The organism is Micromonospora sp. NPDC005220 (assembly GCF_040607895.1).
GTDB lineage: Bacteria > Actinomycetota > Actinomycetes > Mycobacteriales > Micromonosporaceae > Micromonospora.
The window spans coordinates 19,908-39,715 of record NZ_JBEXHP010000010.1; the positions used below are offsets into that span (position 1 = coordinate 19,908).

Genomic DNA, 19,808 nt, shown 5'->3' on the forward strand with positions numbered 1-19,808 from the left:
GTTGCGTCAGGAGTGTTGCGTGCCGGAATTTTCTGATGAAGCGGAAGTGACCCGGGTGACGAAGCGGGACACCCGCGTTGAGCTGCTCGCTCGCCGCCGGTCACTGCCCGCCGCGACCCGGGCGGCCGCCGCCGGGCGCGTGCAGGCCGAGCTGGTCGCTCTGGTACGCCGGCTGCGCCCGAACCGGATGACGGCGTACGTGCCGGTCGGCTCCGAACCGGGCGGCGCCGACCTGCCCGAGGTTCTGCGGGCGGCCCTGCCGGCGGAGGCCGAGTTGCTGCTGCCGGTGCTCCTCGACGACCTGGATCTGGACTGGGCGGCGTATACCGGGCCGGCTGCCTTGATCGCGGCGGGGCGGGGTATCCGAGAACCAGCCGGTGCCCGTCTCGGGGTGGCCGCCGTGGCGCACGCGGAGCTGGTGGTCGTACCGGCTCTCGCGGTCGACCGCCACGGTCGGCGGCTCGGGCGCGGCGGCGGCTCGTACGACCGGGCGCTGGCCCGGGTACCCGAGGCAGCCCTGACGGTGGTGCCCCTGCACGACGGTGAGCTGGTCGAGGCGCTGCCGGTGGAGCCACACGACCGTCGGGTGCGCGCGGTCGTCACCCCCGCCGACGGGGTGCGTACGCTTGACGGCGGCCCGGGTGCGGCGCAGGGTGTCGCGCCCCACACGTCCGCTGGACGAACCCGGGGCGAATGACGCACCATTGGCACTCGAATACGTCGAGTGCCAACTGGCTGAGCCCAGATCCGGAGGAGAACGTGCCCACGTACCAGTACGCCTGCACCACGTGCGGTCACCAGCTTGAGGCGGTGCAGTCCTTCTCTGACGAGCCGCTGACCGAGTGCCCGGCGTGTCAGGGGCGGCTGCGCAAGGTCTTCAACTCGGTCGGCATCGTCTTCAAGGGTTCGGGCTTCTACCGCACCGACTCCCGGGCGTCCGGCTCCGAGACGACGGCCGGCGGCACGGCCAGCAAGCCGGCGAAGTCCGAGTCGTCCTCCGGTGACAGCTCGTCGACCTCGTCGTCTTCTTCGTCCTCGTCGTCCTCGTCCGGGTCGTCCTCAGGCTCATCGTCATCCGCGGGGTCGTCCTCCGGGTCGTCCTCGGGTGGATCGAGCGGCGGCAAGGCCGCGGCGACCAGCTCCGCATCCTGATCGTCGAAGGCCCGACCGGTGTGGCCGGGCCTTCAACAACCCGGGCGACCCCTGATCCACTCGGCCGACCTTGATCCACTCGGGTTTCAGGAAACCGGCCTGTCCTCGCCGCGCGGATAGCCCGCCTTCCTTGACCCCGAGTCGATCAAGGCGTTGCCGTAGCAGATCAAGCCGACGAATGGGCGTTGTCCACAGGCCGGGCGGTTGTCCACAGGCGTCCGCCGAGGGTCGGCCGAGGTGGCGGGGAACTGCCTAGCCTGCCGTCCATGGGTGCCACTGCGGCGCTCGGGGACGGGAGGCGGCAGAGGCGATGGTCGGTCCGGATTCCGCGCGGGCGTTGCGCCCGCTACGCCAGCTCACTCTGCCCGGCGGGCGCACCCTGCTCCGGGCCGGTCTGGTCGCCGCGCTGCTCGGCCTGGCCGCCGCAGTCCTGCACACCCCGGCCGAATGCCCGCCGACCGCCGTGCCCTCCGAGGCGCCAACCACGGCAGACCACACGGCCCGGCAGGTCGACGAGGGCCCATCGGCCGACATCAGAAAAGGCGCTCCGGACACCCCCAGGTAAAGCACCGACCTGCTATCACCCACGGTCGGCTGCCGACCGACCTGCTGTCGCCCACGGTCGGCTGCCGGACCCCAACGTGGTGGGGACCTGGTGGAGCCGCCGAGGTCAGTCCCAGTGCGGGGGGCGCTCGGCGAGCAGCCAGTCGTCGTTGCCGCCCGACCGCTCGCCCCAACCACGGTCGGTGTCGTCAGAGGTCTGCTCGGGCAGCACCACGAAGTCTTCGCTCAGGTCGACGGCGCGGTCATCGTCTCCACGTACGCCGTGCGTGCCGGGGTCTTCGGTGCTCACGAGCGGCAAGACTAGCGCAGCCGACGACGACGGACCGGGCCGCCGACCGTGGCACGCCGGCAGGAAACGGCCAGACCGACAACCGTGGCACGCCGCCCAGAAACGACCGGGCCGCCGGTGGCGTTGGTAGCGTCGGACGGCGTGACGACCCCCAGCGGTGGCAGCACCCCGGACGACTACTGGCGACGGCCTGACACCGGTGACGACGCAGTGGCGGACCAACCGCCGGCCGCGCCAGCGACCACACCACCGACCGGGCCCACCAGCGCAACGTCGACAGCGCACCCGCCCAGCCGGCCCAGTACCCCACCACCGCCCGAGCCCACCAGCGCAACGTCGACCGAACGCACGACCAGCGGGCACGCCGGCCACCCACCGACCGAGCCCACCAGCGCAAAACCGACAGGGCACCCGCCCAGCGGGTACGCCGGCCCGCCGCCCAGCGTGCCGCCGCCGGCGGGTTGGCGTCCGCCCGTACATCTCCAGCCGGCGCCGCCGCGGCAACTGCCCCCGCAGGACATGGTCGGCCTGGACGCGGCCGAGCAGCGCTCGCAGCGGGTCACCTACGGTTTCGGCGCGGCGGCCGGCGTGGTGCTGCTGGTTCTGCTCTGCCTGCTCTGCTCGCGAGTCATCTTCTGATGCCCACCCCCCGGGCAGCAGCCCGACAGCCACACCCAGCAGGGCCGCGACTCAGCGGCCACAGACCAGAGGGCACAGACCAGATTCCATCTCGCAGCTGCCCCCTCAGGAGATCTTGGACAGTTTCCGTTAGCACGGAACGGAAACTGTCCAAGATCTCTTAGAGGGTGGTGCCCCAGACCGTCTCGGCGCCGGAGTGTCCGGTCAGGTAGACGTAGATCAGGGCGGCGATGGCGAGCGCCACGGCCGCTACCGCCAGCACCGGGGTGACCAGCGCGGGCAACTGCGGCACCCGGGGGTGTCCACTGGTCGCCACGAGCAGCAGGACGGCCACGATCCCGAGCGGCAGCACGATGCGGAACAGGATGTCGCCGTAGCGGGAGTGCTCGAAGATCTGATCGAGGATCGGCCCCTGGAAGCCCCGGGCCACCAGCGCGTCGGTGAGCGCCTCACCCGACCTGACCGCGACGTAGGCGGTCACCGGCGCGGCCACGGCGAGGAGGCCCAGGGCCCAGTCGAGCCGGTGCCGCCAGCGCGGGAGCCCCACGTACGCGATGGCCAGCACCGCCAGCAGCGGCACGAACACGACGACCGCGTGGACCACCAGGACGTGTACCGGCAGACCCAGGATCTCCTCGAACATCGAACCCTCCAGGTGGATCATGGTCAGGGGTGCTCAGCCTATGGTCCGCCGATCGTCCCCAGGCTCTCGACCGAACACACGCGCGCCGCGTCGATCGGGTTCACTCCTCTGGGCCGTACTCCCGATCCTGCCTGGTTGTGTCGGTCGCCACCCGGGGCGGGCGACGGTTGTCGATGCGCACCGGTCGTGCTGTCATTGGCGAATGTCCGGTGCCGAGGAGCTGCTGCGGTCGAGGGGCCTGCGTGTGACGCGGCCACGCCTCGCGGTGCTCGACGTGCTGGCCGGCGGCGGCCATCTGGAGGTCGACGAGATCACCCGGCGGGTTCGCGAACGCCTCGATTCGGTCTCCACCCAGGCGGTCTACGACGTGCTGGGCGCGTTGTCCCGGGCCGGGCTGTCGCGGCGGATCGAGCCGGCCGGCAGTCCCGCCCGCTACGAGGCGCGCGTGGGCGACAACCACCACCACGTGGTCTGCCGGGGCTGCGGCGAGATCGCCGATGTCGACTGCGCGGTGGGCAGCGCCCCGTGCCTGGAGCCGAGTGGCGCGCACGGGTTCGAGGTGGACGAGGCCGAAGTGACCTTCTGGGGTCTCTGCCCAGGCTGCCGGGCCCGCCGCTCCGCCGACGTCTGACCGCGGACAGAGCGGCACCGGCGTACGCGACCGGCGGGGCCGGCTGGACCGTGGCACTCTTGGGCGGTGGACTCCGATGACCTCGGCCTGTTCGGTCCGGGTTCGGTCACGTGGAAGGTGCACGAGGAGCCGATCCTGATCGTCGCCGGCCTGCGCTCGCTCTACCTTCAGGCGTTGCACCCGCGGGCCATGGCCGGGGTCGCGCAGAACAGCAACTACCGCACCGACGCCTGGGGCCGGCTGGTCCGCACCGCCACCTACGTGGCGACCACCGTCTACGGGACCACCACCGAGGCGGAGGCCGCCGGGGCTCGGCTGCGCCGCCTGCACGACCGGTTGCGGGCCACCGACACGCTGACCGGTGAGGAGTTCCGGATCGACGAACCGGACCTGCTGCGCTGGGTGCACGTGACCGAGGTCGAGTCGTTCCTGAGCACGGCCCGACGTGCCGGGCTGCCGCTGAGCGACGCCGAGGTGGACGGCTACTACACCGAGCAACGCCGCGCCGCCGCTCTGGTCGGCCTGGACCCGGCCACCGTCCCGGGCAGCGCCGCCGAGGTCGCGGATTACTACCAGTCCGTACGGCCCCAGTTGCGGATGACCCGGGAGGCCGCCGAGACGGCGGTGTTCCTCACCGCCCCGCCGTTGCCGTGGAAGCTCAGCCTGCCGGTCCGGTTGGGGCTCACTCTGGGCCCGCCGCGCTGGGCGTACCTGGGGATCGCCGGCACCGCGTTCGCGCTGCTGCCGACGTGGGCGCACCGGATGTACGGAGGTCTCGGTCTACCGACCACCGCGCTGTCGGCAGACCTGACCGTGCGCGCGCTGCGGCTCGCGTTCGCTGCCGTCCCCCGCCGTTACCTGGAGGGGCCGTTGATGCAGGCAGCCAAGGAGCGGGCCGCGCGGCACGCCGCCGCGGCACTGGCCGGCTGACCCGACCTCGGTACGAGGGAGATCAACCGTCGGCGGGCCGGTCCATGGCCGCCCACGGCTCCTTGCCCGGGGCCTGCGCGCCCGCCGGGCAGTGCCGCCGGAAGTCGCACCAGCCACAGCGCGGGCTGGGCGCCACCGGAAAGGCCTCGTCCGCGTCGGCACCGTCGGCGACCGCCCGTTCGGCGGCCATGATGTCGCGGGCTGTCTCTTCCGCGCGGGTCAGTTGTCGGGCCAGCGACTCGACGGTGTGGTCGTGGCCGGCGACCGTGCCGGTCGGCAGGTGGTGCAGCTCCACCCGGCGGCACGGCCGACGGAACACCCGTTCGGCGGCGTACGCGTAGAGCGCCAGCGCCTGTGAGCCCCGGGCGTCGTCCGTGTCGAGGCCGGTGCGACCGGTCTTGTAGTCGACGATGACCAGCTCCGGCCCGTCCGGCCCGGGCCGCGAGTCGATCCGGTCGGCGCGACCGTTGAACGCCAACACCGCGGTCTTGACCGCCACCACCCGCTCCACGCCGAGCGGGTCGGAATCCGGCTCCAGCGTCTCGACGTACGCCTCCAGCCAGCCCAATGCCCGCCGGTAGGCGGCCCGCTCCTGCTCGTCGTCGCGGTAGCCCTCGCGGACCCAGGTGCCCTTGAGCAGCGTGGCCAGCGCCTCGGGGCGGCGCCGGTCGGCGGGCAGCGCATACCAGTTTTTCAGGGCGGTGTGCACGCTGGCGCCGAGCGAGTTGTGCGCCCACGGCGGGCCCTTGGGTGGGGCGGGCCGATCGACGTAGGAGTAGCGGTAGCGACGCGGGCAGTCCGCGTACGAGGCAAGCTTGCTCGGGGTGCAGACGAACAGCCGTTCCGGCATGCCCTCGAAGCCGAGCTGCTCGGCGTCGCCGGCGCGCTGCCGAGGGGCCCGGCCGCCGGCCGCCGGCCTTCCCGCTGATGAGGATCGTCGCACGCCTGCGATCCTGCCATCCACCCCCGACATCGCGCGCGGGCGTCAGGCCATGTTGACGTACTGCGTGACGAAGGCGGCCACCGCGTCGGCGATGAGCTGCACGGCGATCGCGGCCAGCAGCAGGCCGGCGATTCGGGTCAGCACCTCGATGCCGCCCGGCCGGAGGATCTTCACGATGCCGCCGGAGAAGCGCAGGACGATCCAGACGGCGACCATCACGGCGAGGATGGCCACGGCGATGGCGGTGAACTCTTTTAGCCCGTCGGCCTGCTGGACGAAGAGCATGGTGGCCACGATGGCACCTGGGCCGGCCAGCAGCGGCGTGCCCAGCGGCACCAGCGCGATGTTGGAGGTGACCTGCTGGCTCGGGTCGTCGGCTTTGCCGGTGAGCAGCTCCAGGGCGACGAGTACGAGCAGCAGTCCACCGGCCGCCTGCAACGCCGGCAGGTCCACGTGCAGATAGGCGAGCAGGGTCTGCCCCGCCACCGCGAAGATCACGATGACGCCGAGCGCCAACGCGACGGCCTGCCAGGCTGCCCGGTGGCGGTCGCGGGCGGGCAGCGGGCCGGTCAGCGCCAGGAAGATCGGCATCATGCCCGGCGGGTCGGTGATCACCAGCAGGGTCACGAAAACCTCGCCGAACAGCTTCAGATCCACGTGATCAACCTAGCCGCGCCGCGATGGGCGAAATACCCGGATCAGCCCGAAGCGACCTCGGTCACCCCGTCGGCGACGATCCGTTCGTACGCCTCGACGCTGGTGCTGAACGCGCCGAGCTGAACGGTCTTGTGGGTGCCGTGAAAATCCGAGGAGCCGGTGACGAGCAGGCCCAGCTCGCCGGCGAGCGCCCGGACGTGTTCCCGCTCGGCCGGGCTGTGGTCCTCGTGGTCGACCTCGAGCCCGGCGAGCCCGGCGGCGGCCAGCTCGGCGATCAGCTCGTCGGGCACCACCCGGCCACGTCGGGTGGCCCGCGGGTGGGCGAAGACCGGCACACCTCCGGCCGCCCGGACCAGTCGAACGGCCCGGAACACGTCGATGTCCTCCTTGGGTAGCCGGTACCGCTCGCCCAGCCAGTCCGGGCCGAACGCCTCCCGGACGCTGTCGACCAGGCCGGCGCGGATGAGCGCCTGCGCGATGTGCGGGCGCCCCACCGTGCCGCCGCCCGCGCCGGCCAGGATGTCCGGCCAGTTCACGTCGAGGCCGTCGGCCCGCAGGAGATCGACCATCCGTTCGCCGCGCTCCTCCCGGGCGGCCCGGACCCGAGCCAGCTCGGCCACCAACTCCGGGTGGTCCGGGTCGAACAGGTACGCGAGCAGGTGCAGCGGCACCGCCGGCTGCCCTCCGGACCAACGGCAGGACAATTCCGCACCCCGGACCAGACGCAGACCTGGCGGCAACGCGTCCACGGCCGGCGCCCAGCCGGCTGTGGTGTCGTGGTCGGTGATCGCCAGCACATCCAGCCCGGCGTCGAAGGCCGCGCCGACCAGCTCGGCCGGGGTCAGCGTGCCATCGCTGGCCGTCGAGTGGGTGTGCAGGTCGATCCGGGGGGCGGAACCGGTACGCGAGGTCACCGCCCGACGCTACCGAGGAATCAGTGAGCCCGGTTCACATGGGCCGCCCAGGTCACCGGGGATCAGAAGCCCGTCACCAGGATCGGCCGCTCTCCGGCGGGCACGCCGGGCACCGCAGCCGGGCTGGCAGGCTTTCCGGCCCGTACCTGGCCGACGTCGACCCGGACCAGTTCGCTGTTGTCGTCGAGGTAGGAGGCGCGGGTCCCGGTGCTCCAGACGATCGCCCCGGTCATCGGCGGCCCGGCCGCGATGGCGGTCGCGCCCGGCCCAAGCCGCTGGAGGTCGACCAGCAGGGACCGGTCGGTCTTGCCGACTTCCCCGTTGACCAGCAGCCAGCGTCCGTCCGGCGAGACCCCGCCGACGCCGTCCTGGCTCAGCTCTGGTCCGCAGCCGGTGCGTACCGGGTTCAGCTCACGGGTCGGAGCGAGTACGGCGAGGCAGGTCCGGCCCGGGTCGGTCGTGGCGACCTGGCCGACCAGCCGTCCGTCGGGTAGCAGCCCGTAGACGTGCAGGCTCTGCTGATCGATGGCCTCCGGCAACGGCCCCGCACCGGGCCGCCAGAGGGTGTGACCGGCGCCGGCCGGGTCGAGTCGGACCAGCACGCTGTCGGCGATGAACCGGACGGGCTCCGCCGTCGTGGGCACCGGAGTGCGCACCGCCCCGATGAGTTGGGTGCCGACCACGCCCGCCATTAGCAGATCGTCCCCGTCGCGCCAGGCGACCTGGAGGCTGTCCGGGGCCAGCACGATCGCGCCCGCGCCGGCCAGCAGCACCTGCACCAGGCCGTCGTTCTGCACCACCCACAGGGAGCGCCCCGCGGTGCTCGGCGCGCCGACCACCAGCCAACCGCCGCCGTTGGGCAGGGGCTGGGCGCGTTCGGCCGGCCCGACGTCGGGCAGCACCAGCCGCCGCCCGTCGGCGTCGACCAGCGTCTCGCTGGCGAGAGGAGCGGTCGACGTCTCGGGCGAGGGGCCGGGGCCGGGGATGCTTGCCGTCGGCAGCGGCCGGTTGGCCGGGTCCGGGTCGCCGATCACCACGATGGGTGACCCGTCCCGACTGGTCTCGGCACCGAGTTGGGCCATGCCGGCGCTGAGCAGCACGGTGGTGACCGCCGCGAGGGCGAGACCGGTCACGGTGCGGCGGCGCCGGATCCGGTTCGCGCGGCGGATGGCCTGGCCGGCCGGATCGACGCTCAGTGGGCGGGCAAGCGCGACCCGGTGCGAGAGGGTCTCCCGCACCGCACCTTCCAGCTCGTCAGGCCGCACCTGGTATGAACGCGGCGGACCGTTTGTCAGGTTGTCGCGAGGGCCTGGGAACTCTCTCACTGCTGCTCCCCGGAGGCTGTGCCGACGGGCACGGCCGCCGGGGCGGTGGGCAGCACGACCTGCGGGGTGACCGAGCGCGGCACGGCGGGGCGGGGCGCGGCCGGTCGGGGCACCGGGTGGCCAGCCACCCGCCCCGGCGTGGGTCTGGCAGTGGCACCGGTGACCGGGGCCTGGCCGGCCCGGGAACCCACGCCCGTCGTCCGGCCGGTGGCACCGGTCGCGGCCGATCCGCCGGCGGTAGCGGCCGACCGGCCGGCGGTGCCGGCTAGGTCCGGTGCGTCCGCGCCCAATCGCCGACGCAGCGTGGCGAGTGCCCGGGACGTCTGGCTCTTCACCGTGCCCGGTGAAATGTCCAGCAGCGCGGCGGTCTGCGCCTCCGACATGTCCTCGTAGTAGCGCAGCACCAGCACTGCCCGCTGCCGGTTGGGCAATTCCCGGAGATGCCGCCAGAGCAGGTCACGGTCAAGTTGCCGCTCGATCTCGTCGACACCGGCCCGCTCGGGCAGCACCTCGGTGGGGCGTTCGCCGTGCCAGCGTCGCCGCCACCAACTGGTCGACGTGTTGACCATCACCCGCCGGGCGTACGGCTCGACCGCTTCGATTCCGCCGAGCCGCTTCCACGCCAGGTAGGTCTTGGTCAGCGCCGTCTGGAGCAGGTCCTCGGCCGTGGCCCAGTCCCCGGTGAGCAGGTAGGCGGTGCGTAGGAGCGCGGCGGAGCGGGCCGCGACGAACTCGCGGAACTGCTCCTCCAACGAGTCCCTGCTCGCCACCGCCCACCTCCACGCCCCTGCCGTCCTGGCAGAGTGCCACGTCAGAGACGGCCTGGTCCATGACGAAAGGTGCGCACTTGCTCCGATGTTCGGTCGAAAACCTTCACGCGCCGTCGTCGGCCTTGGCCTCGTCGGCCTCCTTGCCGAGCCGGGCCTCGACCGCCTGCGGCTCGTACATCTCTTCGACCACACGCAGGTAGAGCTCGTTCGGGTTGGGCAGATTCTTGATCTCGCGGAGCGCCTGCTCCTGGCCGGCGGACTCCAGCACGAAGGTGCCGTAGTTGAGCGCCCGGCCGGTGGGCGTCTGCTCGTACTTCATGTCGGTCACCCGGACCAGCGGCATCATGGCGACCTGGCGGGTGATGATGCCGTTGACCACCATGACCCGCTTGTTGGTCAGGATGAACCGGTCGTACCACCAGTCCGCGATCCTCCACGCCACCCAGCCCATCACCGCGAACCAGAGCAGCACGGCGATGGTGGTCAGCGCCCCGACGTTCTGGCCGGCGAGAAAGCCGGAGAGGTAGCCGAGCACGAAGGTCGCCGCGATGCCGATCAAGATCGGGGTGGTGAGGTGAATCCAGTGCCGCTTCCACTCACCCCGGTAGCGCTCGGTGGGGAAGAGGTAGCGGGCCACCAACGAGCTGGGCTCGTCTTCCAGTGGCAGCACCCGCCGTGGGGTCGAGCCGGTCGCGTCGGCACGCAACCCGGCCAGCTCGTCCTCGGAGATCTGCGGCGGCTGGTAGCCGGCCTCCGGATCACGGATCCACGCCCGGCCGGAACGCCCCTGGCCGGCATAGCCGGGCCCGTCGCCATAGCCGACGTCGTCCGAAAGGGACGGACCGTCGGACAGGCTGGGCCCGGCCCCGTAGCCCGGGCCGTCATCAGGCCCGATCCGCGGAATCGGCTCGGTGTCACGCTCGCGGCGTTCCCGGTCGGGGTCGTCCGGGTCGAAGGGTGGACCGGAGGGGCTGCCCATCGGCGGCTAGGCGACGAGGCTGGTGAAGAAGTCGCCAAACCCCTGGGCGATATCCATGATCCCGCCGCCGAGCGACTTGAACACGTCCGCCGCCGAGTTTGGCCGGTAGGCGACGAAGAAGATCAAGAATGCGATTCCGGCCCAGGTGAGGACCTTCTTGACCATGGCGGGCCATCCTCTCGCGCGGCGCCGGGTCCCATTACCGCAGCGGCACCCAGAGTATCAGTGTGGTGTCGTACAGTGAATATCTGCGTCCGTTCTCCGTCAATCCGGGAGAGTTGTCAAGCTCTCCCGGGTAGATACGGGGACCGTGCGCCGTACACGAGCTCGGGCGGAGTCCACTCGGTCAGGTCGTGTAGCACGACATCTTCCGCGAGCAGGTGACCCGCACTCGCCGGCCAGGCTATCGCATGGAGCCACATTCCCCGAGCCTCGCCCGCGTACGCGCTTCGATCCGTTGGAGATTTCACCAACCACAGTGGAGTGGGGTGCCCGCCGACCTTGATCTTTGCCGGTCCGACGTGGTCAGGGTGAGCCAGCCCCGGGTCGGTCAGCGCGTCGACCAACTCCGGTCCCGGATCCGGGCCGGTCAGCCCGGCGAGTCGGGTGCCCAGGCCGACACCGGGTTCCTCGGCCACGAAGACCAGATCGGCCGGACCACCGCCGAGTGGCGCCGGGCCCGCGCAGGCCACCGCGGTCGCCCGCACTCCGGTCCGGTCGTCCCCGGCGTACGCCACGCCGGTGAGTGTCCAACCGGGTGGCAGCGGCCACGGACACCACAACGGCGTCACCGGCGCGTCGGCGGTCGCGGTGATCCGCGCCACCACGCTCGCGACGATCTCCGCTCCGATGTGCTCGGGCACGTGCAACGGCGGCACCGGGCCGCAGCGCACACAAATGGAGTCGGTGTTCATCAGATCCGGCGCCCGTACCGGGCCCCCGCATCTCGGACAACTCACCGCGACACTCACATCCCCACCGTCTCCCCGGACCGCCGGCACGTCAAGTCGGAACGTCCGATTCGGCACCCGGACGGGGGTCAGTCCGGCGGCGGGTCGGCGTGCGCCCGGATCCAGGCGTGCATCGCGATTCCGCTGGCCACGCCCGCGTTGATCGACCTCGTCGAGCCGTACTGGGCGATGGAGTAGAGCTGGTCGCACGCGGCGCGGGCCGGCGCGGAGAGGCCCGGCCCCTCCTGGCCGAACAGCAACACGCAGTCCCGCGGCAGGGTGCCGGTCTCCAGCGGACGTGACCCGGGCAGGTTGTCGATGCCGAACACCGGCAGCTGCCGCTCGGCCGCCCAGGCGACGAACTCCTCGATCGTCTCGTGGTGCCGTACGTGCTGGTACCGATCGGTCACCATCGCGCCGCGCCGGTTCCACCGGCGCCGTCCGACGATGTGCACCTCGGCGGCGTTGAACGCGTTGGCGTTGCGCACCACAGTGCCGATGTTGAAGTCGTGCTGCCAGTTCTCGATCGCGACGTGAAAGCTGTGCCGGTGGCGGTCCAGGTCGGCGACGATCGCCTCGTGCCGCCAGTAGCGGTAGCGGTCGACGACGTTGCGCCGGTCCCCCTCCGCCAGCAGCTGCGGGTCGTAACGGCTGTCGTCCGGTGGGTCCCCCGGCCAGGGGCCCACGCCCACCTCAAGCTGGTCGTCGGTCACGGTCATCAGAGGGTACGGGCCACGTCGGCGCCCGGCGCGGCGACCTGCCGGTCAGCCCAGATCCAGGGCGGCACCGAGCCGGTCCAGGAAGCGCCGGTCGGCCGGGCTGGCCGGTGGGTCCATCCGGCGCGCGCCGGTGCCGGGCACCGCGCGACAGACCCGGGCCGCGACCGACTGCACCCACTGGCGGTACGCCGCCGAGTCGGCGGGGTCGGCCCGCCGCCGGAGGACCCGGCTCGCCGCCCGACAGGCGGCCAGCAGGTCCACCAGGTCGGTGAGCCGCTCGGCGGGTTGCGGGGTGCCGTCGTGGCGGGCGTAGATCGTGGCGACCACCGCGCGGACCAGGTCGCTGTCGGAGGCTCGGCCCGCGGCCACGGCATCCAGGCCGGCCAGGCTCGCCATGACCCCACGCTCCGTCCGGCCAGGCCCGGGAGCCGCGGCGGCCACCAGAACCCGACCGGGCAGGCTGGTGAGCAGGTCCCACTCGGCGGCGGAGTAGACAGCGGTGGTCAAGGGTACGGCTCGGCGGCCGGCAGAGGGCGGCTCTCCGGCGACGGAGTGGCTCATCGGAACCTCCGGCGTCAGCATATGCCCCGGAACGGGAACGGGGCCCCTTCCCCAGCAGACCCGCGACTGGGGAAGGAGCCCGGTGTTCCTCGACGGTCGAGCCAGCCGCGACGGTCAGCGCGGCTCGGGGAAGCTGGGCCGCTCCGGATCCACTCCGTCTGGCACCGCAGCTTCCGCGTACTCCCGCTTGGGGACCATGACCTTGCGCCGGAAGACGCAGACCATGGTGCCGTCCTGGTTGTAGCCGCGAGTCTCCACCGACACCACGCCCCGGTCGGGTTTCGAGCCGGACTCACGCTTGTCCAGCACCGTGGTCTCGCCGTAGATGGTGTCGCCGTGGAAGGTCGGCGCGACGTGCCGCAGCGACTCGACCTCCAGGTTGGCGATCGCCTTGCCGCTAACATCGGGCACCGACATGCCGAGCAGCAGCGAGTAGATGTAGTTGCCGACCACGACGTTGCGCTTGAACTGGCTGGCCGTGGCGGCGTAGTGCGCGTCCATGTGCAGCGGGTGGTGGTTCATGGTGAGCAGGCAGAAGAGGTGGTCGTCGTACTCGGTCACGGTCTTGCCCGGCCAGTGCCGGTAGACCGCGCCGACCTCGAACTCCTCGTAGTAGCGACCGAACTGCATGCTGGTCCCTTCGACGGGCGGCGATGGAGTTCGGCACAGCATGCCTTACCGATGGTTAAGGCAACCGGCGGGGCGCGATGACGGCGGAAATGTCACACCGGTCACTCACCTGGGGGGAGACGCAATGAGCGGCGGGGCCCTCCCCGGCACCCGCCGCCCACGCTCTGATGTGAGGAATTCTGCCCTACGCCCGCGTAGGTTCAACAGAGATCGTGGTCACATTTATCTTTTTGTAACATTACTCTCCGTGATGAGACGGAGGTTGATCAGCGATCTCTGCAGGCCGGATACCTCCTTGTCAATGCCCAAGTTACCGATTCGTATAGCTCAATCGGGTGGATCTCTTTGGAAACGCTCCCATCACGGCAGGTCACGCAAGTGCGTCGTGCACTTGCGTTCCGCAGGTCGGGTGTGAACAGACGTGTGTCGATGACCGGCGGCACCCCTCGGCAGCCCGGCGCACGTTTCGTGCCCCACCCCCCGGGAATTCGATACGGTCAGCCCTGGTTCTACGGGACGTAGATAAACCGCGGTGATCGGAGAGTGCAATGGCAACCGTTGAGCTGACCTCGGCGAACTTCGACGAGGTGACCGGCAACGACGGCATCGTCCTGGTCGACTTCTGGGCCGACTGGTGTGGTCCGTGCAAGCGGTTCGCCCCGGTCTACGAGCGCTCCTCGGAGAAGCACCAGAACATCGTCTTCGGCAAGGTCGACACTGAGGCTCAGCAGGAGCTGGGCGCGAAGTTCGACATTCGGTCGATCCCGACGATCATGGCGATCCGGGACGGCGTCATCGTCTTCGCCCAGCCGGGCGCCCTTCCCGAGTCCGCGCTCGAGAACCTGATCGAGCAGGTCGAGGCGCTGGACATGGACGACGTCCGCAAGCAGCTGGCCGAGCACAACCACTGAGTCGTCCACCTGACGACACGCGAGGCCGGGCCCGACACGGGCCCGGCCTTCGTCGTACCACCCGCATGATCACCTTCCCGGGCAGGCCGAACTGGCCGTCGGAGGGACCCGACACAGCCGGTACATCCCGTATCGTCACGACCCGATGGAGAACCTGACCACCCGCGGGCGCGTGACCCGACTGGGCGCGACCGCACTCGGCCTCGTCCTGCTCGTCGTCGGCACCTTCTGGGGCAGCGACGACGACTTCCCGTTCGGCCCGTTCCGGATGTACTCCACCTCCAACCCGCCGAACGCACCCGCGCCCGACACCCGCGTCGAGGGGGTGAACAGCTCCGGGGCGGTGATCGACCTCGACCAGAACGCGACCGGCATCCGCCGCGCCGAGATCGAGGGTCAACAGGCCCGATACGCCGCCGACCCGACGCTGCTCACCGAGGTCGCCGACGCGTACGCCGAACGCCACCCGGACGCCCCCGCGCTGGTCGAGGTCCGCATCGTCATCCGCTGGCACGACATCCAGGGCGGCCGACCGACCGGCCGACACACCGACCAGACCGTCGTCCGCTGGCAGGCCACCCGATGAGCCGCTGGCTGACCGAGGCCGTACCCCGGGGCCGGGTGGCCGCCTTCCGCACCCTGATCTACCTGTTCGTAGCCGCCGATCTGGTGATCTTCACCCCCTGGGTACGCACCCGGGTCAGCGTGCCCGGCGACCTGTACCAGCCGCTCCTGATCGGCCGCCTACTCCCACTGCCGACGCCGACCGCGACGCTGGTGGCGGTGATCTTCTGGGCGCTGCTGCTGCTCGCCCTCCTCGCCGCCACCGGACGGGCGCCCCGCCTGCTCGGCTGGGCGGTGTGCGCGCTGTACCTGGAGTGGATGATCATCGCCATGAGCTACGGGAAGGTCGACCACGACCGGTTCGGGCTGCTCGTCGCTCTGGCCGTGCTGCCCACCGCCGGTCGCGCCCGACACGGCGACACCACCCGCACCGAGGCCGGTGGCTGGGCCCTGCGCGTCACCCAGATCGCGGTGATCTGCACGTACTTCCTGGCCGCTTTCGCCAAGCTGCGCTTCGGCGGTCTGGACTGGCTGACCGGCTCGGTGCTGGCCCGCGCGATCATCCGGCGCGGCACCGACCTGGCGGACCTGATCGCCCAGGTGCCGCACCTGCTGATCGTCGCCCAGTTAGGCATCGTGGCGTTCGAACTGATGAGCCCGGTGGTCTTCCTGCTGCCACCCCGCTGGCGACTCGCCATGGTCGGCTTCTTCTACTCGTTCCATGCGGCCACCATCGCGACCATCACGATCTCGTTCGCGCCGCACCTGGCCGCGATGACCAGCTTCCTACCGCTGGAGCGGGTACGCCCGCTGGTCTGGGCACGCCGGCTCATCGGCCGCGCCACTCCCGCGTCAGCGACCGACGTTCCTTCAGCGGACCCGACGGACGCCGACGCGGTGCCACCTGGCCAGGGCCCGGTGGGAGCCGGCGCGGAGCGGGCCCTCGACGATCAGGCTCCCGTGGTCGGGCGACCGGCCGGCCCGTAGAGCCGCTCCCGGGCCTCCTGCGGCAGGGAGCAGGCCGCGGTGCCACCGGGGAGTCGGTGCCGGTTGCGCGCCACCCAGCGGTACAACGGCCAGGCGGCAGCGCGTACCGGAGGAAACTGCAGGCCGGCACCGGCGACCCGCCAGAGCGGACCACTCGCGGCGAGCAGCTTCGCGATCGCGTCCGGGCCCGCCGCGCGGGAGCCGTCCGCGCCGACCCACTGCACGGCCTCCTCGCACTCGGCCACGGTGAGGCCTAGTGCGTCCAGGTCCGCGAACTGCCAGGGAACCACCCGCGCGGCGGTGGGGATGCGGCGCTCGATGAACTCCGCACAGCTCGTGCAGAACGCGCAGTCCCCGTCGTAGACGAAGGTCGACGTCTTCATGGTGTTCATCCTCCTCTCTGCGACCACCCGGACGCCCACCGGTGTACGGCGGGTCACTTGCGCTCGCCTCGTACACGTGTTCGAATAATGCCCATGCGCTGGGAGAACCTCGCCGCTCCCCCGGTTGAGGGAGACCCCGAGCGGGCAGCGCCAGCGACGCCACCCCTGCCGCTGGCGCTGCCCGGCGCCGTCGCCCGCACCTTCGACACCCCCGAGTTCGCCGGGATGACCTTCTACGAGGTGCAGGCCAGGTCCATCCTCAACCGGGTGCCCGGGCAGTCCCGCGTCCCGTTCGAGTGGACGATCAACCCGTACCGAGGGTGCAGTCATGCATGTCGATATTGTTTTGCGAGAAATACTCACACCTACCTCGATCTCGATGCCGGTGCGGACTTCGACCGGAAGGTGATCGTCAAGGTCAACGCCGGCGAGCTGGTCCGGCGAGAGCTGGCCGCGCCGCGCTGGCGGGGCGCGCACGTGGCGATGGGCACCAACGTGGACTGCTACCAGCGCGCCGAGGGCCGCTACCGGCTGATGCCGCAGATCATCGCCGCCTTGCGGGACTTCGCCAACCCGTTCTCGATCCTCACCAAGGGCACGCTGATCCTGCGCGACCTGCCGCTGCTGCGCGAGGCGGCCGAGGTGACCACGGTGGGCATCTCCTTCTCGGTGGGGTTTGTCGACGAGCACCTCTGGCGCACCGTCGAGCCGGGCACCCCGCACCCACGCCGCCGACTGGACGCGGTCCGGGCGCTCGCCGACGCCGGCTTCTCCGTCGGGGTGCTGATGGCCCCGATCCTGCCCGGCCTCAGCGACAGCGACGAGTCGATCGAGGCCACGGTGTCGGCGATCGCCGCCGCCGGTGCGACAAGCGTGACCGCCCTGCCCCTGCACCTGCGCCCCGGCGCCCGGGAGTGGTACGCGCACTGGCTCGCCCGCGAGCACCCGCACCTGGTGCCCCGCTACCGCGAGCTCTACCGGGCCGGCGCGTACGCCCCGCAGGCGTACCAGCGGGAGTTGACCGCGCGGGTTCGGATCGCCGCCCGCCGGCACGGGCTGCACCGCGGCGAGCGGGGCGACAACCGCAGCCTGCCCGAGCCACCGCCGCCGCCGGCAGCCGAGCAGCTGACACTGCTGTAGTCGGAGCTACAGTCGGCGGGTGCGTACCGCTCAGCAGATCCTCGCCGACTCCGCCGTGATCGCCGTCGTGGGCGCGTCCCGCGACCCGTTGAAGGCCGCGCACGGCGTGCCGTTGCAGATGCAGCAGTACGGCTGGCGCATCATCCCGGTCAACCCGACGGTCGACGAACTGTTCGGGGAACGGGCCTACAAGACCCTCGCCGACATCCCGCACCCCGTCGACCTGGTGGACGTGTTCCGGCCGGCGGCCGACGCCGTGCAGGTGGTCCGGGACGCGGCGGCGATCGGCGCCCCCGCGGTCTGGCTGCAACTGGGGATCGTCTCGGCCGAGGCGCGGCGGATCGCCGAGGAGGCCGGCATGGACTACGTCGAGGACCGCTGCCTCATCGTCGAACGCGCCGCCGCCAACCTGACCCGCCTGCCCTAACCCACCCGCCCTCAACCCACCCGCTCCCTGCCCCCACCCGCCCAGCCCCCACCCCCGCACCCCACCCCCGCGTCGATCATGGAGTTGTGGTGCCAGATTCGCAGTCTTTTGCCGTATCTGTCCCCCACCACAACTCCTTGATCGACGGAGCGGGGCGGGGCGGGGCGGGGCGGGGCGGGGCGGGGCGGGGCGGGTTAGAGCCTGTATTCCTTGAGGAGACCTCGGGAGATGATGGTCTTCTGGATCTCTGAGGTGCCCTCGCCGATCAGCAGGAACGGGGCCTCCCGCATCAGCCGCTCGATCTCGTACTCCTTGGAGTAGCCGTAGCCGCCGTGGATGCGGAACGCCTCCTGGACGACCTCGGCGCAGTATTCGGAGGCGAGCAGCTTGGCCATCCCGGCCTCGACGTCGTTGCGCTGACCGGCGTCCTTGAGCCGGGCGGCGTTGACCATGAGGGCGTGCGCGGCCTCGATCTTCGTACCCATCTCGGCGAGCTTGAACGCGATCGCCTGGTGCTTGGCGAGCGGCTGACCGAAGGTCTTGCGCTGCTGGGCGTACTGCACGGCCAGCTCGAAGGCGCGGATGGAGATGCCGCAGGCGCGGGCGGCCACGTTGACCCGGCCCACCTCGATGCCGTCCATCATCTGGTAGAAGCCGCGGCCCACCTGGTCGGCGCCGCCGAGGATCGCGGAGCCGGGCACGGTCACGCCGTCGAGCACCATCTCGGTGGTCTCGACGCCCTTGTAACCCATCTTGTCGATCTTGCCGGGGATGGTGAGGCCGGGGGCGGTCTCGCCGAAGCCGGGCTCCTTCTCGAGCAGGAAGGTGCTCATGTTGCCGTAGACGGACTCGGCCCCGGTGTCGGTCTTGACGAGGGTGGCCACCACCGAGGAGTACGCCCCGTTGGTGAGCCACATCTTCTGCCCGTTGAGCACGTAGTTGTCGCCGTCGCGGACGGCCCGGGACTTGATCGCCGAGACGTCGGAGCCGGTCTCCGGCTCGGACATGGAGAACGCGCCGCGCACCTCACCGGTCGCCATCTTCGGCAGCAGCCGGGCCTTCTGCTCGGCGGAGCCGTGCTGGGAGATCAGGTACGCCACGATGAAGTGGGTGTTGACGATGCCGGAGATCGACATCCAGCCCCGGGACAGCTGCTCCACCACCAGCGCGTAGGTGAGCAGTGATTCGCCGAGCCCGCCGTACTCCTCGTCGATGGTGAGGCCGAACAGCCCCATCTCGCGCATGCCGTCGAGGATGTCGGTGGGGTACTCGTCGGCGTGTTCCAGCCGTTGCGCGTGCGGGATGATCTCCTTGTCGGCGAAGTCCCGAACGGTCTCCAGGATCGACTGTTGCACATCGGTCAGACCGGGCGTCTGGGCGAGTCGAGCCATCTCAGCCTCCGGGGATCCGCGCACTACTCGTGGGTAACTGAACGCTGGGTCAGTATCGGCCTCGCGGGTCGGCGAGGCCAAGGTGACCAGTCCACACAACCGCTGTGAAAAGGTTCACCGCTGCGGGTAGCGTCCGGCAAGAGGGACTTTTCCGGCACCGGCAGGAGGAGGACAGCTGTGAGCTACCCGCCGCCGTCGGGACCGCCCGAGGACGAGCAGCCGCCGTCACCCTACGAACCACCGAGGGACCGGTCGCCGTACGCGCCGCCGCCGGCCGGCCAGCCGCCGCAGGCGGACCAGCCCGCGTACGAGCTGCCAGCGGAACGGTCACCGTACGGGCCACCGGCGGACGAACCGTCGCCGTACGGCCACCAGGGGCCGCAGCAGTCGGCGCACTGGAGCCAGCAGCCGCCGTACCCGCCGCAGGGCCCCTACGGTCAGTACGGCCCACCGCCGTCCGGTCCAGGTCGGGGCACCAACGTGCTGGCGATCCTGTCGCTGGTGTTCGCCTTCGTCTTTCCACCGGCCGGCGCCGTCCTCGGCCACGTCGCCAAGCGGCAGATCCGCACCAGCGGCGAGGAGGGCGACCAACTCGCGACCTGGGGGCTGATCCTGGGCTACGTCTTCACCGGGCTGACGGTGCTGGCCTGCTGTGGCTGGCTGGCGCTGGTGGCCTTCGGCAACACCGGCGACAGCGGCGGCTACTGAC

At 71.2% G+C, this 19,808-nt stretch carries 27 protein-coding genes and 1 pseudogene; 12 read left to right on the forward strand and 16 right to left on the reverse strand.

Annotated features, from left to right (window positions below):
* Nucleotides 1-19 precede the first annotated feature (19 nt).
* Together ABZU52_RS06860 and ABZU52_RS06865 are read left to right on the forward strand one after the other, a co-directional pair.
* Nucleotides 20-697, forward strand: coding sequence for a 5-formyltetrahydrofolate cyclo-ligase (locus tag ABZU52_RS06860; protein WP_354970125.1), 678 nt, complete (start codon nt 20-22; stop codon nt 695-697).
* Nucleotides 694-900: pseudogene (locus tag ABZU52_RS06865) on the forward strand (FmdB family zinc ribbon protein); the annotation flags it as partial. The gene ABZU52_RS06860 and the pseudogene ABZU52_RS06865, both read left to right, overlap by 4 nt.
* Before the next feature lie 14 nt (nt 901-914).
* Here the strand turns inward: ABZU52_RS06865 and ABZU52_RS06870 are convergent.
* Complete coding sequence (locus ABZU52_RS06870) at nt 915-1,124, reverse strand: hypothetical protein (protein ID WP_354970231.1); 210 nt, start codon at nt 1,122-1,124, stop codon at nt 915-917.
* Between the two features lie 338 nt (nt 1,125-1,462).
* Here ABZU52_RS06870 and ABZU52_RS06875 point away from each other — a divergent pair, with 338 nt between their 5' ends.
* A complete protein-coding gene (locus tag ABZU52_RS06875; RefSeq protein WP_354970126.1) occupies nt 1,463-1,717 on the forward strand; it encodes a hypothetical protein in 255 nt (84 codons plus the stop codon).
* A gap of 105 nt (nt 1,718-1,822) precedes the next feature.
* On the opposite strand, the gene ABZU52_RS06880 is transcribed toward ABZU52_RS06875, so the two are convergent.
* On the reverse strand, nt 1,823-2,005 hold the full coding sequence (locus tag ABZU52_RS06880; protein ID WP_112581848.1) for a hypothetical protein: 183 nt from the start codon (nt 2,003-2,005) through the stop codon (nt 1,823-1,825).
* 141 nt (nt 2,006-2,146) lie between these two features.
* On the opposite strand from ABZU52_RS06880, the gene ABZU52_RS06885 reads away from it, so the two are divergent.
* Nucleotides 2,147-2,644, forward strand: a complete 498-nt coding sequence (locus ABZU52_RS06885) for a hypothetical protein (protein ID WP_354970127.1) — start codon at nt 2,147-2,149, stop codon at nt 2,642-2,644.
* A gap of 160 nt (nt 2,645-2,804) precedes the next feature.
* On the opposite strand, the gene ABZU52_RS06890 is transcribed toward ABZU52_RS06885, so the two are convergent.
* Nucleotides 2,805-3,287: a DUF2231 domain-containing protein gene (locus ABZU52_RS06890; protein WP_354970225.1), complete on the reverse strand. Its 483-nt coding sequence runs from the start codon at nt 3,285-3,287 to the stop codon at nt 2,805-2,807.
* A gap of 202 nt (nt 3,288-3,489) precedes the next feature.
* Here ABZU52_RS06890 and ABZU52_RS06895 point away from each other — a divergent pair, with 202 nt between their 5' ends.
* Together ABZU52_RS06895 and ABZU52_RS06900 are read left to right on the forward strand one after the other, a co-directional pair.
* A complete protein-coding gene (locus tag ABZU52_RS06895) occupies nt 3,490-3,918 on the forward strand; it encodes a Fur family transcriptional regulator (protein WP_354970128.1) in 429 nt (142 codons plus the stop codon).
* Nucleotides 3,919-3,984: 66 nt separating this feature from the next.
* Nucleotides 3,985-4,848, forward strand: a complete 864-nt coding sequence (locus tag ABZU52_RS06900) for an oxygenase MpaB family protein (RefSeq protein WP_354970129.1) — start codon at nt 3,985-3,987, stop codon at nt 4,846-4,848.
* A 22-nt stretch (nt 4,849-4,870) separates the two neighbouring features.
* Here the strand turns inward: ABZU52_RS06900 and ABZU52_RS06905 are convergent, their stop codons facing one another.
* The 11 genes from ABZU52_RS06905 to ABZU52_RS06955 all read right to left on the reverse strand — a co-directional run bounded on the left by ABZU52_RS06905 (nt 4,871) and on the right by ABZU52_RS06955 (nt 13,296).
* Nucleotides 4,871-5,791, reverse strand: a complete 921-nt coding sequence (locus ABZU52_RS06905; RefSeq protein ID WP_354970130.1) for a PD-(D/E)XK nuclease family protein — start codon at nt 5,789-5,791, stop codon at nt 4,871-4,873.
* A 42-nt stretch (nt 5,792-5,833) separates the two neighbouring features.
* Nucleotides 5,834-6,448 carry a MarC family protein gene (locus ABZU52_RS06910; RefSeq protein ID WP_354970131.1) on the reverse strand — a complete coding sequence of 205 codons (615 nt, stop codon included), beginning with the start codon at nt 6,446-6,448 and terminating at the stop codon, nt 5,834-5,836.
* Nucleotides 6,449-6,489: 41 nt separating this feature from the next.
* On the reverse strand, nt 6,490-7,362 hold the full coding sequence (locus ABZU52_RS06915; RefSeq protein ID WP_354970132.1) for a PHP domain-containing protein: 873 nt from the start codon (nt 7,360-7,362) through the stop codon (nt 6,490-6,492).
* A 62-nt stretch (nt 7,363-7,424) separates the two neighbouring features.
* On the reverse strand, nt 7,425-8,600 hold the full coding sequence (locus ABZU52_RS06920) for a hypothetical protein (protein ID WP_354970133.1): 1,176 nt from the start codon (nt 8,598-8,600) through the stop codon (nt 7,425-7,427).
* An 83-nt stretch (nt 8,601-8,683) separates the two neighbouring features.
* Complete coding sequence (locus ABZU52_RS06925) at nt 8,684-9,457, reverse strand: SigE family RNA polymerase sigma factor (protein WP_354970134.1); 774 nt, start codon at nt 9,455-9,457, stop codon at nt 8,684-8,686.
* A 103-nt stretch (nt 9,458-9,560) separates the two neighbouring features.
* Nucleotides 9,561-10,436 (reverse strand): PH domain-containing protein, encoded by an 876-nt coding sequence (locus ABZU52_RS06930; RefSeq protein WP_354970135.1) that lies wholly within the window; start codon nt 10,434-10,436, stop codon nt 9,561-9,563.
* 6 nt (nt 10,437-10,442) lie between these two features.
* On the reverse strand, nt 10,443-10,601 hold the full coding sequence (locus ABZU52_RS06935) for a hypothetical protein (RefSeq protein ID WP_007455302.1): 159 nt from the start codon (nt 10,599-10,601) through the stop codon (nt 10,443-10,445).
* Nucleotides 10,602-10,717: 116 nt separating this feature from the next.
* Entirely contained in the window at nt 10,718-11,464 is a 747-nt protein-coding gene (locus ABZU52_RS06940; RefSeq protein ID WP_354970136.1) for a DUF6758 family protein, read from the reverse strand.
* An 11-nt stretch (nt 11,465-11,475) separates the two neighbouring features.
* Nucleotides 11,476-12,099, reverse strand: a complete 624-nt coding sequence (locus tag ABZU52_RS06945; protein WP_354970226.1) for an RNA methyltransferase — start codon at nt 12,097-12,099, stop codon at nt 11,476-11,478.
* Between the two features lie 51 nt (nt 12,100-12,150).
* On the reverse strand, nt 12,151-12,687 hold the full coding sequence (locus ABZU52_RS06950) for a hypothetical protein (protein ID WP_354970137.1): 537 nt from the start codon (nt 12,685-12,687) through the stop codon (nt 12,151-12,153).
* A gap of 93 nt (nt 12,688-12,780) precedes the next feature.
* Nucleotides 12,781-13,296, reverse strand: coding sequence for a MaoC family dehydratase (locus ABZU52_RS06955; protein WP_030329188.1), 516 nt, complete (start codon nt 13,294-13,296; stop codon nt 12,781-12,783).
* Nucleotides 13,297-13,844: 548 nt separating this feature from the next.
* Here ABZU52_RS06955 and trxA point away from each other — a divergent pair.
* The 3 genes from trxA (at nt 13,845) to ABZU52_RS06970 (ending at nt 15,758) form a co-directional block, all read left to right on the forward strand.
* A complete protein-coding gene (gene trxA, locus ABZU52_RS06960; RefSeq protein WP_030329190.1) occupies nt 13,845-14,207 on the forward strand; it encodes a thioredoxin in 363 nt (120 codons plus the stop codon).
* 145 nt (nt 14,208-14,352) lie between these two features.
* The gene (locus ABZU52_RS06965; protein WP_354970138.1) at nt 14,353-14,793 is read left to right on the forward strand and encodes a hypothetical protein; all 441 of its coding nucleotides are present in this window, start codon (nt 14,353-14,355) and stop codon (nt 14,791-14,793) included.
* On the forward strand, nt 14,790-15,758 hold the full coding sequence (locus ABZU52_RS06970; protein ID WP_354970139.1) for an HTTM domain-containing protein: 969 nt from the start codon (nt 14,790-14,792) through the stop codon (nt 15,756-15,758). Before ABZU52_RS06965 ends, ABZU52_RS06970 begins: the two co-directional genes overlap by 4 nt.
* Here the strand turns inward: ABZU52_RS06970 and ABZU52_RS06975 are convergent.
* Nucleotides 15,722-16,141, reverse strand: a complete 420-nt coding sequence (locus ABZU52_RS06975; protein WP_354970140.1) for a DUF393 domain-containing protein — start codon at nt 16,139-16,141, stop codon at nt 15,722-15,724. The two genes, ABZU52_RS06970 and ABZU52_RS06975, sit on opposite strands and share 37 nt — an antisense overlap.
* Nucleotides 16,142-16,234: 93 nt before the next feature.
* Here ABZU52_RS06975 and ABZU52_RS06980 point away from each other — a divergent pair, with 93 nt between their 5' ends.
* Together ABZU52_RS06980 and ABZU52_RS06985 are read left to right on the forward strand one after the other, a co-directional pair.
* Complete coding sequence (locus tag ABZU52_RS06980) at nt 16,235-17,281, forward strand: Rv2578c family radical SAM protein (RefSeq protein ID WP_354970141.1); 1,047 nt, start codon at nt 16,235-16,237, stop codon at nt 17,279-17,281.
* Between the two features lie 19 nt (nt 17,282-17,300).
* Entirely contained in the window at nt 17,301-17,708 is a 408-nt protein-coding gene (locus tag ABZU52_RS06985) for a CoA-binding protein (protein WP_354970142.1), read from the forward strand.
* A gap of 194 nt (nt 17,709-17,902) precedes the next feature.
* On the opposite strand, the gene ABZU52_RS06990 is transcribed toward ABZU52_RS06985, so the two are convergent.
* Nucleotides 17,903-19,099, reverse strand: coding sequence for an acyl-CoA dehydrogenase family protein (locus tag ABZU52_RS06990; protein WP_354970143.1), 1,197 nt, complete (start codon nt 19,097-19,099; stop codon nt 17,903-17,905).
* A 177-nt stretch (nt 19,100-19,276) separates the two neighbouring features.
* On the opposite strand from ABZU52_RS06990, the gene ABZU52_RS06995 reads away from it, so the two are divergent.
* Complete coding sequence (locus ABZU52_RS06995; RefSeq protein ID WP_354970144.1) at nt 19,277-19,807, forward strand: DUF4190 domain-containing protein; 531 nt, start codon at nt 19,277-19,279, stop codon at nt 19,805-19,807.
* Nucleotide 19,808: the final 1 nt, after the last annotated feature.

Excerpts from the sequence above, each read along its gene's own strand:
- ABZU52_RS06875 (WP_354970126.1), top strand. The coding sequence starts at position 1,463 with ATGGTCGGTCCGGATTCCGCGCGGGCGTTGCGCCCGCTACGCCAGCTC.
- ABZU52_RS06890 (WP_354970225.1), bottom strand. The coding sequence starts at position 3,287 with ATGTTCGAGGAGATCCTGGGTCTGCCGGTACACGTCCTGGTGGTCCAC.
- ABZU52_RS06895 (WP_354970128.1), top strand. The coding sequence starts at position 3,490 with ATGTCCGGTGCCGAGGAGCTGCTGCGGTCGAGGGGCCTGCGTGTGACG.
- ABZU52_RS06930 (WP_354970135.1), bottom strand. The coding sequence starts at position 10,436 with ATGGGCAGCCCCTCCGGTCCACCCTTCGACCCGGACGACCCCGACCGG.
- ABZU52_RS06935 (WP_007455302.1), bottom strand. The coding sequence starts at position 10,601 with ATGGTCAAGAAGGTCCTCACCTGGGCCGGAATCGCATTCTTGATCTTC.
- ABZU52_RS06950 (WP_354970137.1), bottom strand. The coding sequence starts at position 12,687 with ATGCTGACGCCGGAGGTTCCGATGAGCCACTCCGTCGCCGGAGAGCCG.
- ABZU52_RS06955 (WP_030329188.1), bottom strand. The coding sequence starts at position 13,296 with ATGCAGTTCGGTCGCTACTACGAGGAGTTCGAGGTCGGCGCGGTCTAC.
- trxA (WP_030329190.1), top strand. The coding sequence starts at position 13,845 with ATGGCAACCGTTGAGCTGACCTCGGCGAACTTCGACGAGGTGACCGGC.
- ABZU52_RS06965 (WP_354970138.1), top strand. The coding sequence starts at position 14,353 with ATGGAGAACCTGACCACCCGCGGGCGCGTGACCCGACTGGGCGCGACC.
- ABZU52_RS06970 (WP_354970139.1), top strand. The coding sequence starts at position 14,790 with ATGAGCCGCTGGCTGACCGAGGCCGTACCCCGGGGCCGGGTGGCCGCC.
- ABZU52_RS06975 (WP_354970140.1), bottom strand. The coding sequence starts at position 16,141 with ATGAAGACGTCGACCTTCGTCTACGACGGGGACTGCGCGTTCTGCACG.
- ABZU52_RS06980 (WP_354970141.1), top strand. The coding sequence starts at position 16,235 with ATGCGCTGGGAGAACCTCGCCGCTCCCCCGGTTGAGGGAGACCCCGAG.
- ABZU52_RS06990 (WP_354970143.1), bottom strand. The coding sequence starts at position 19,099 with ATGGCTCGACTCGCCCAGACGCCCGGTCTGACCGATGTGCAACAGTCG.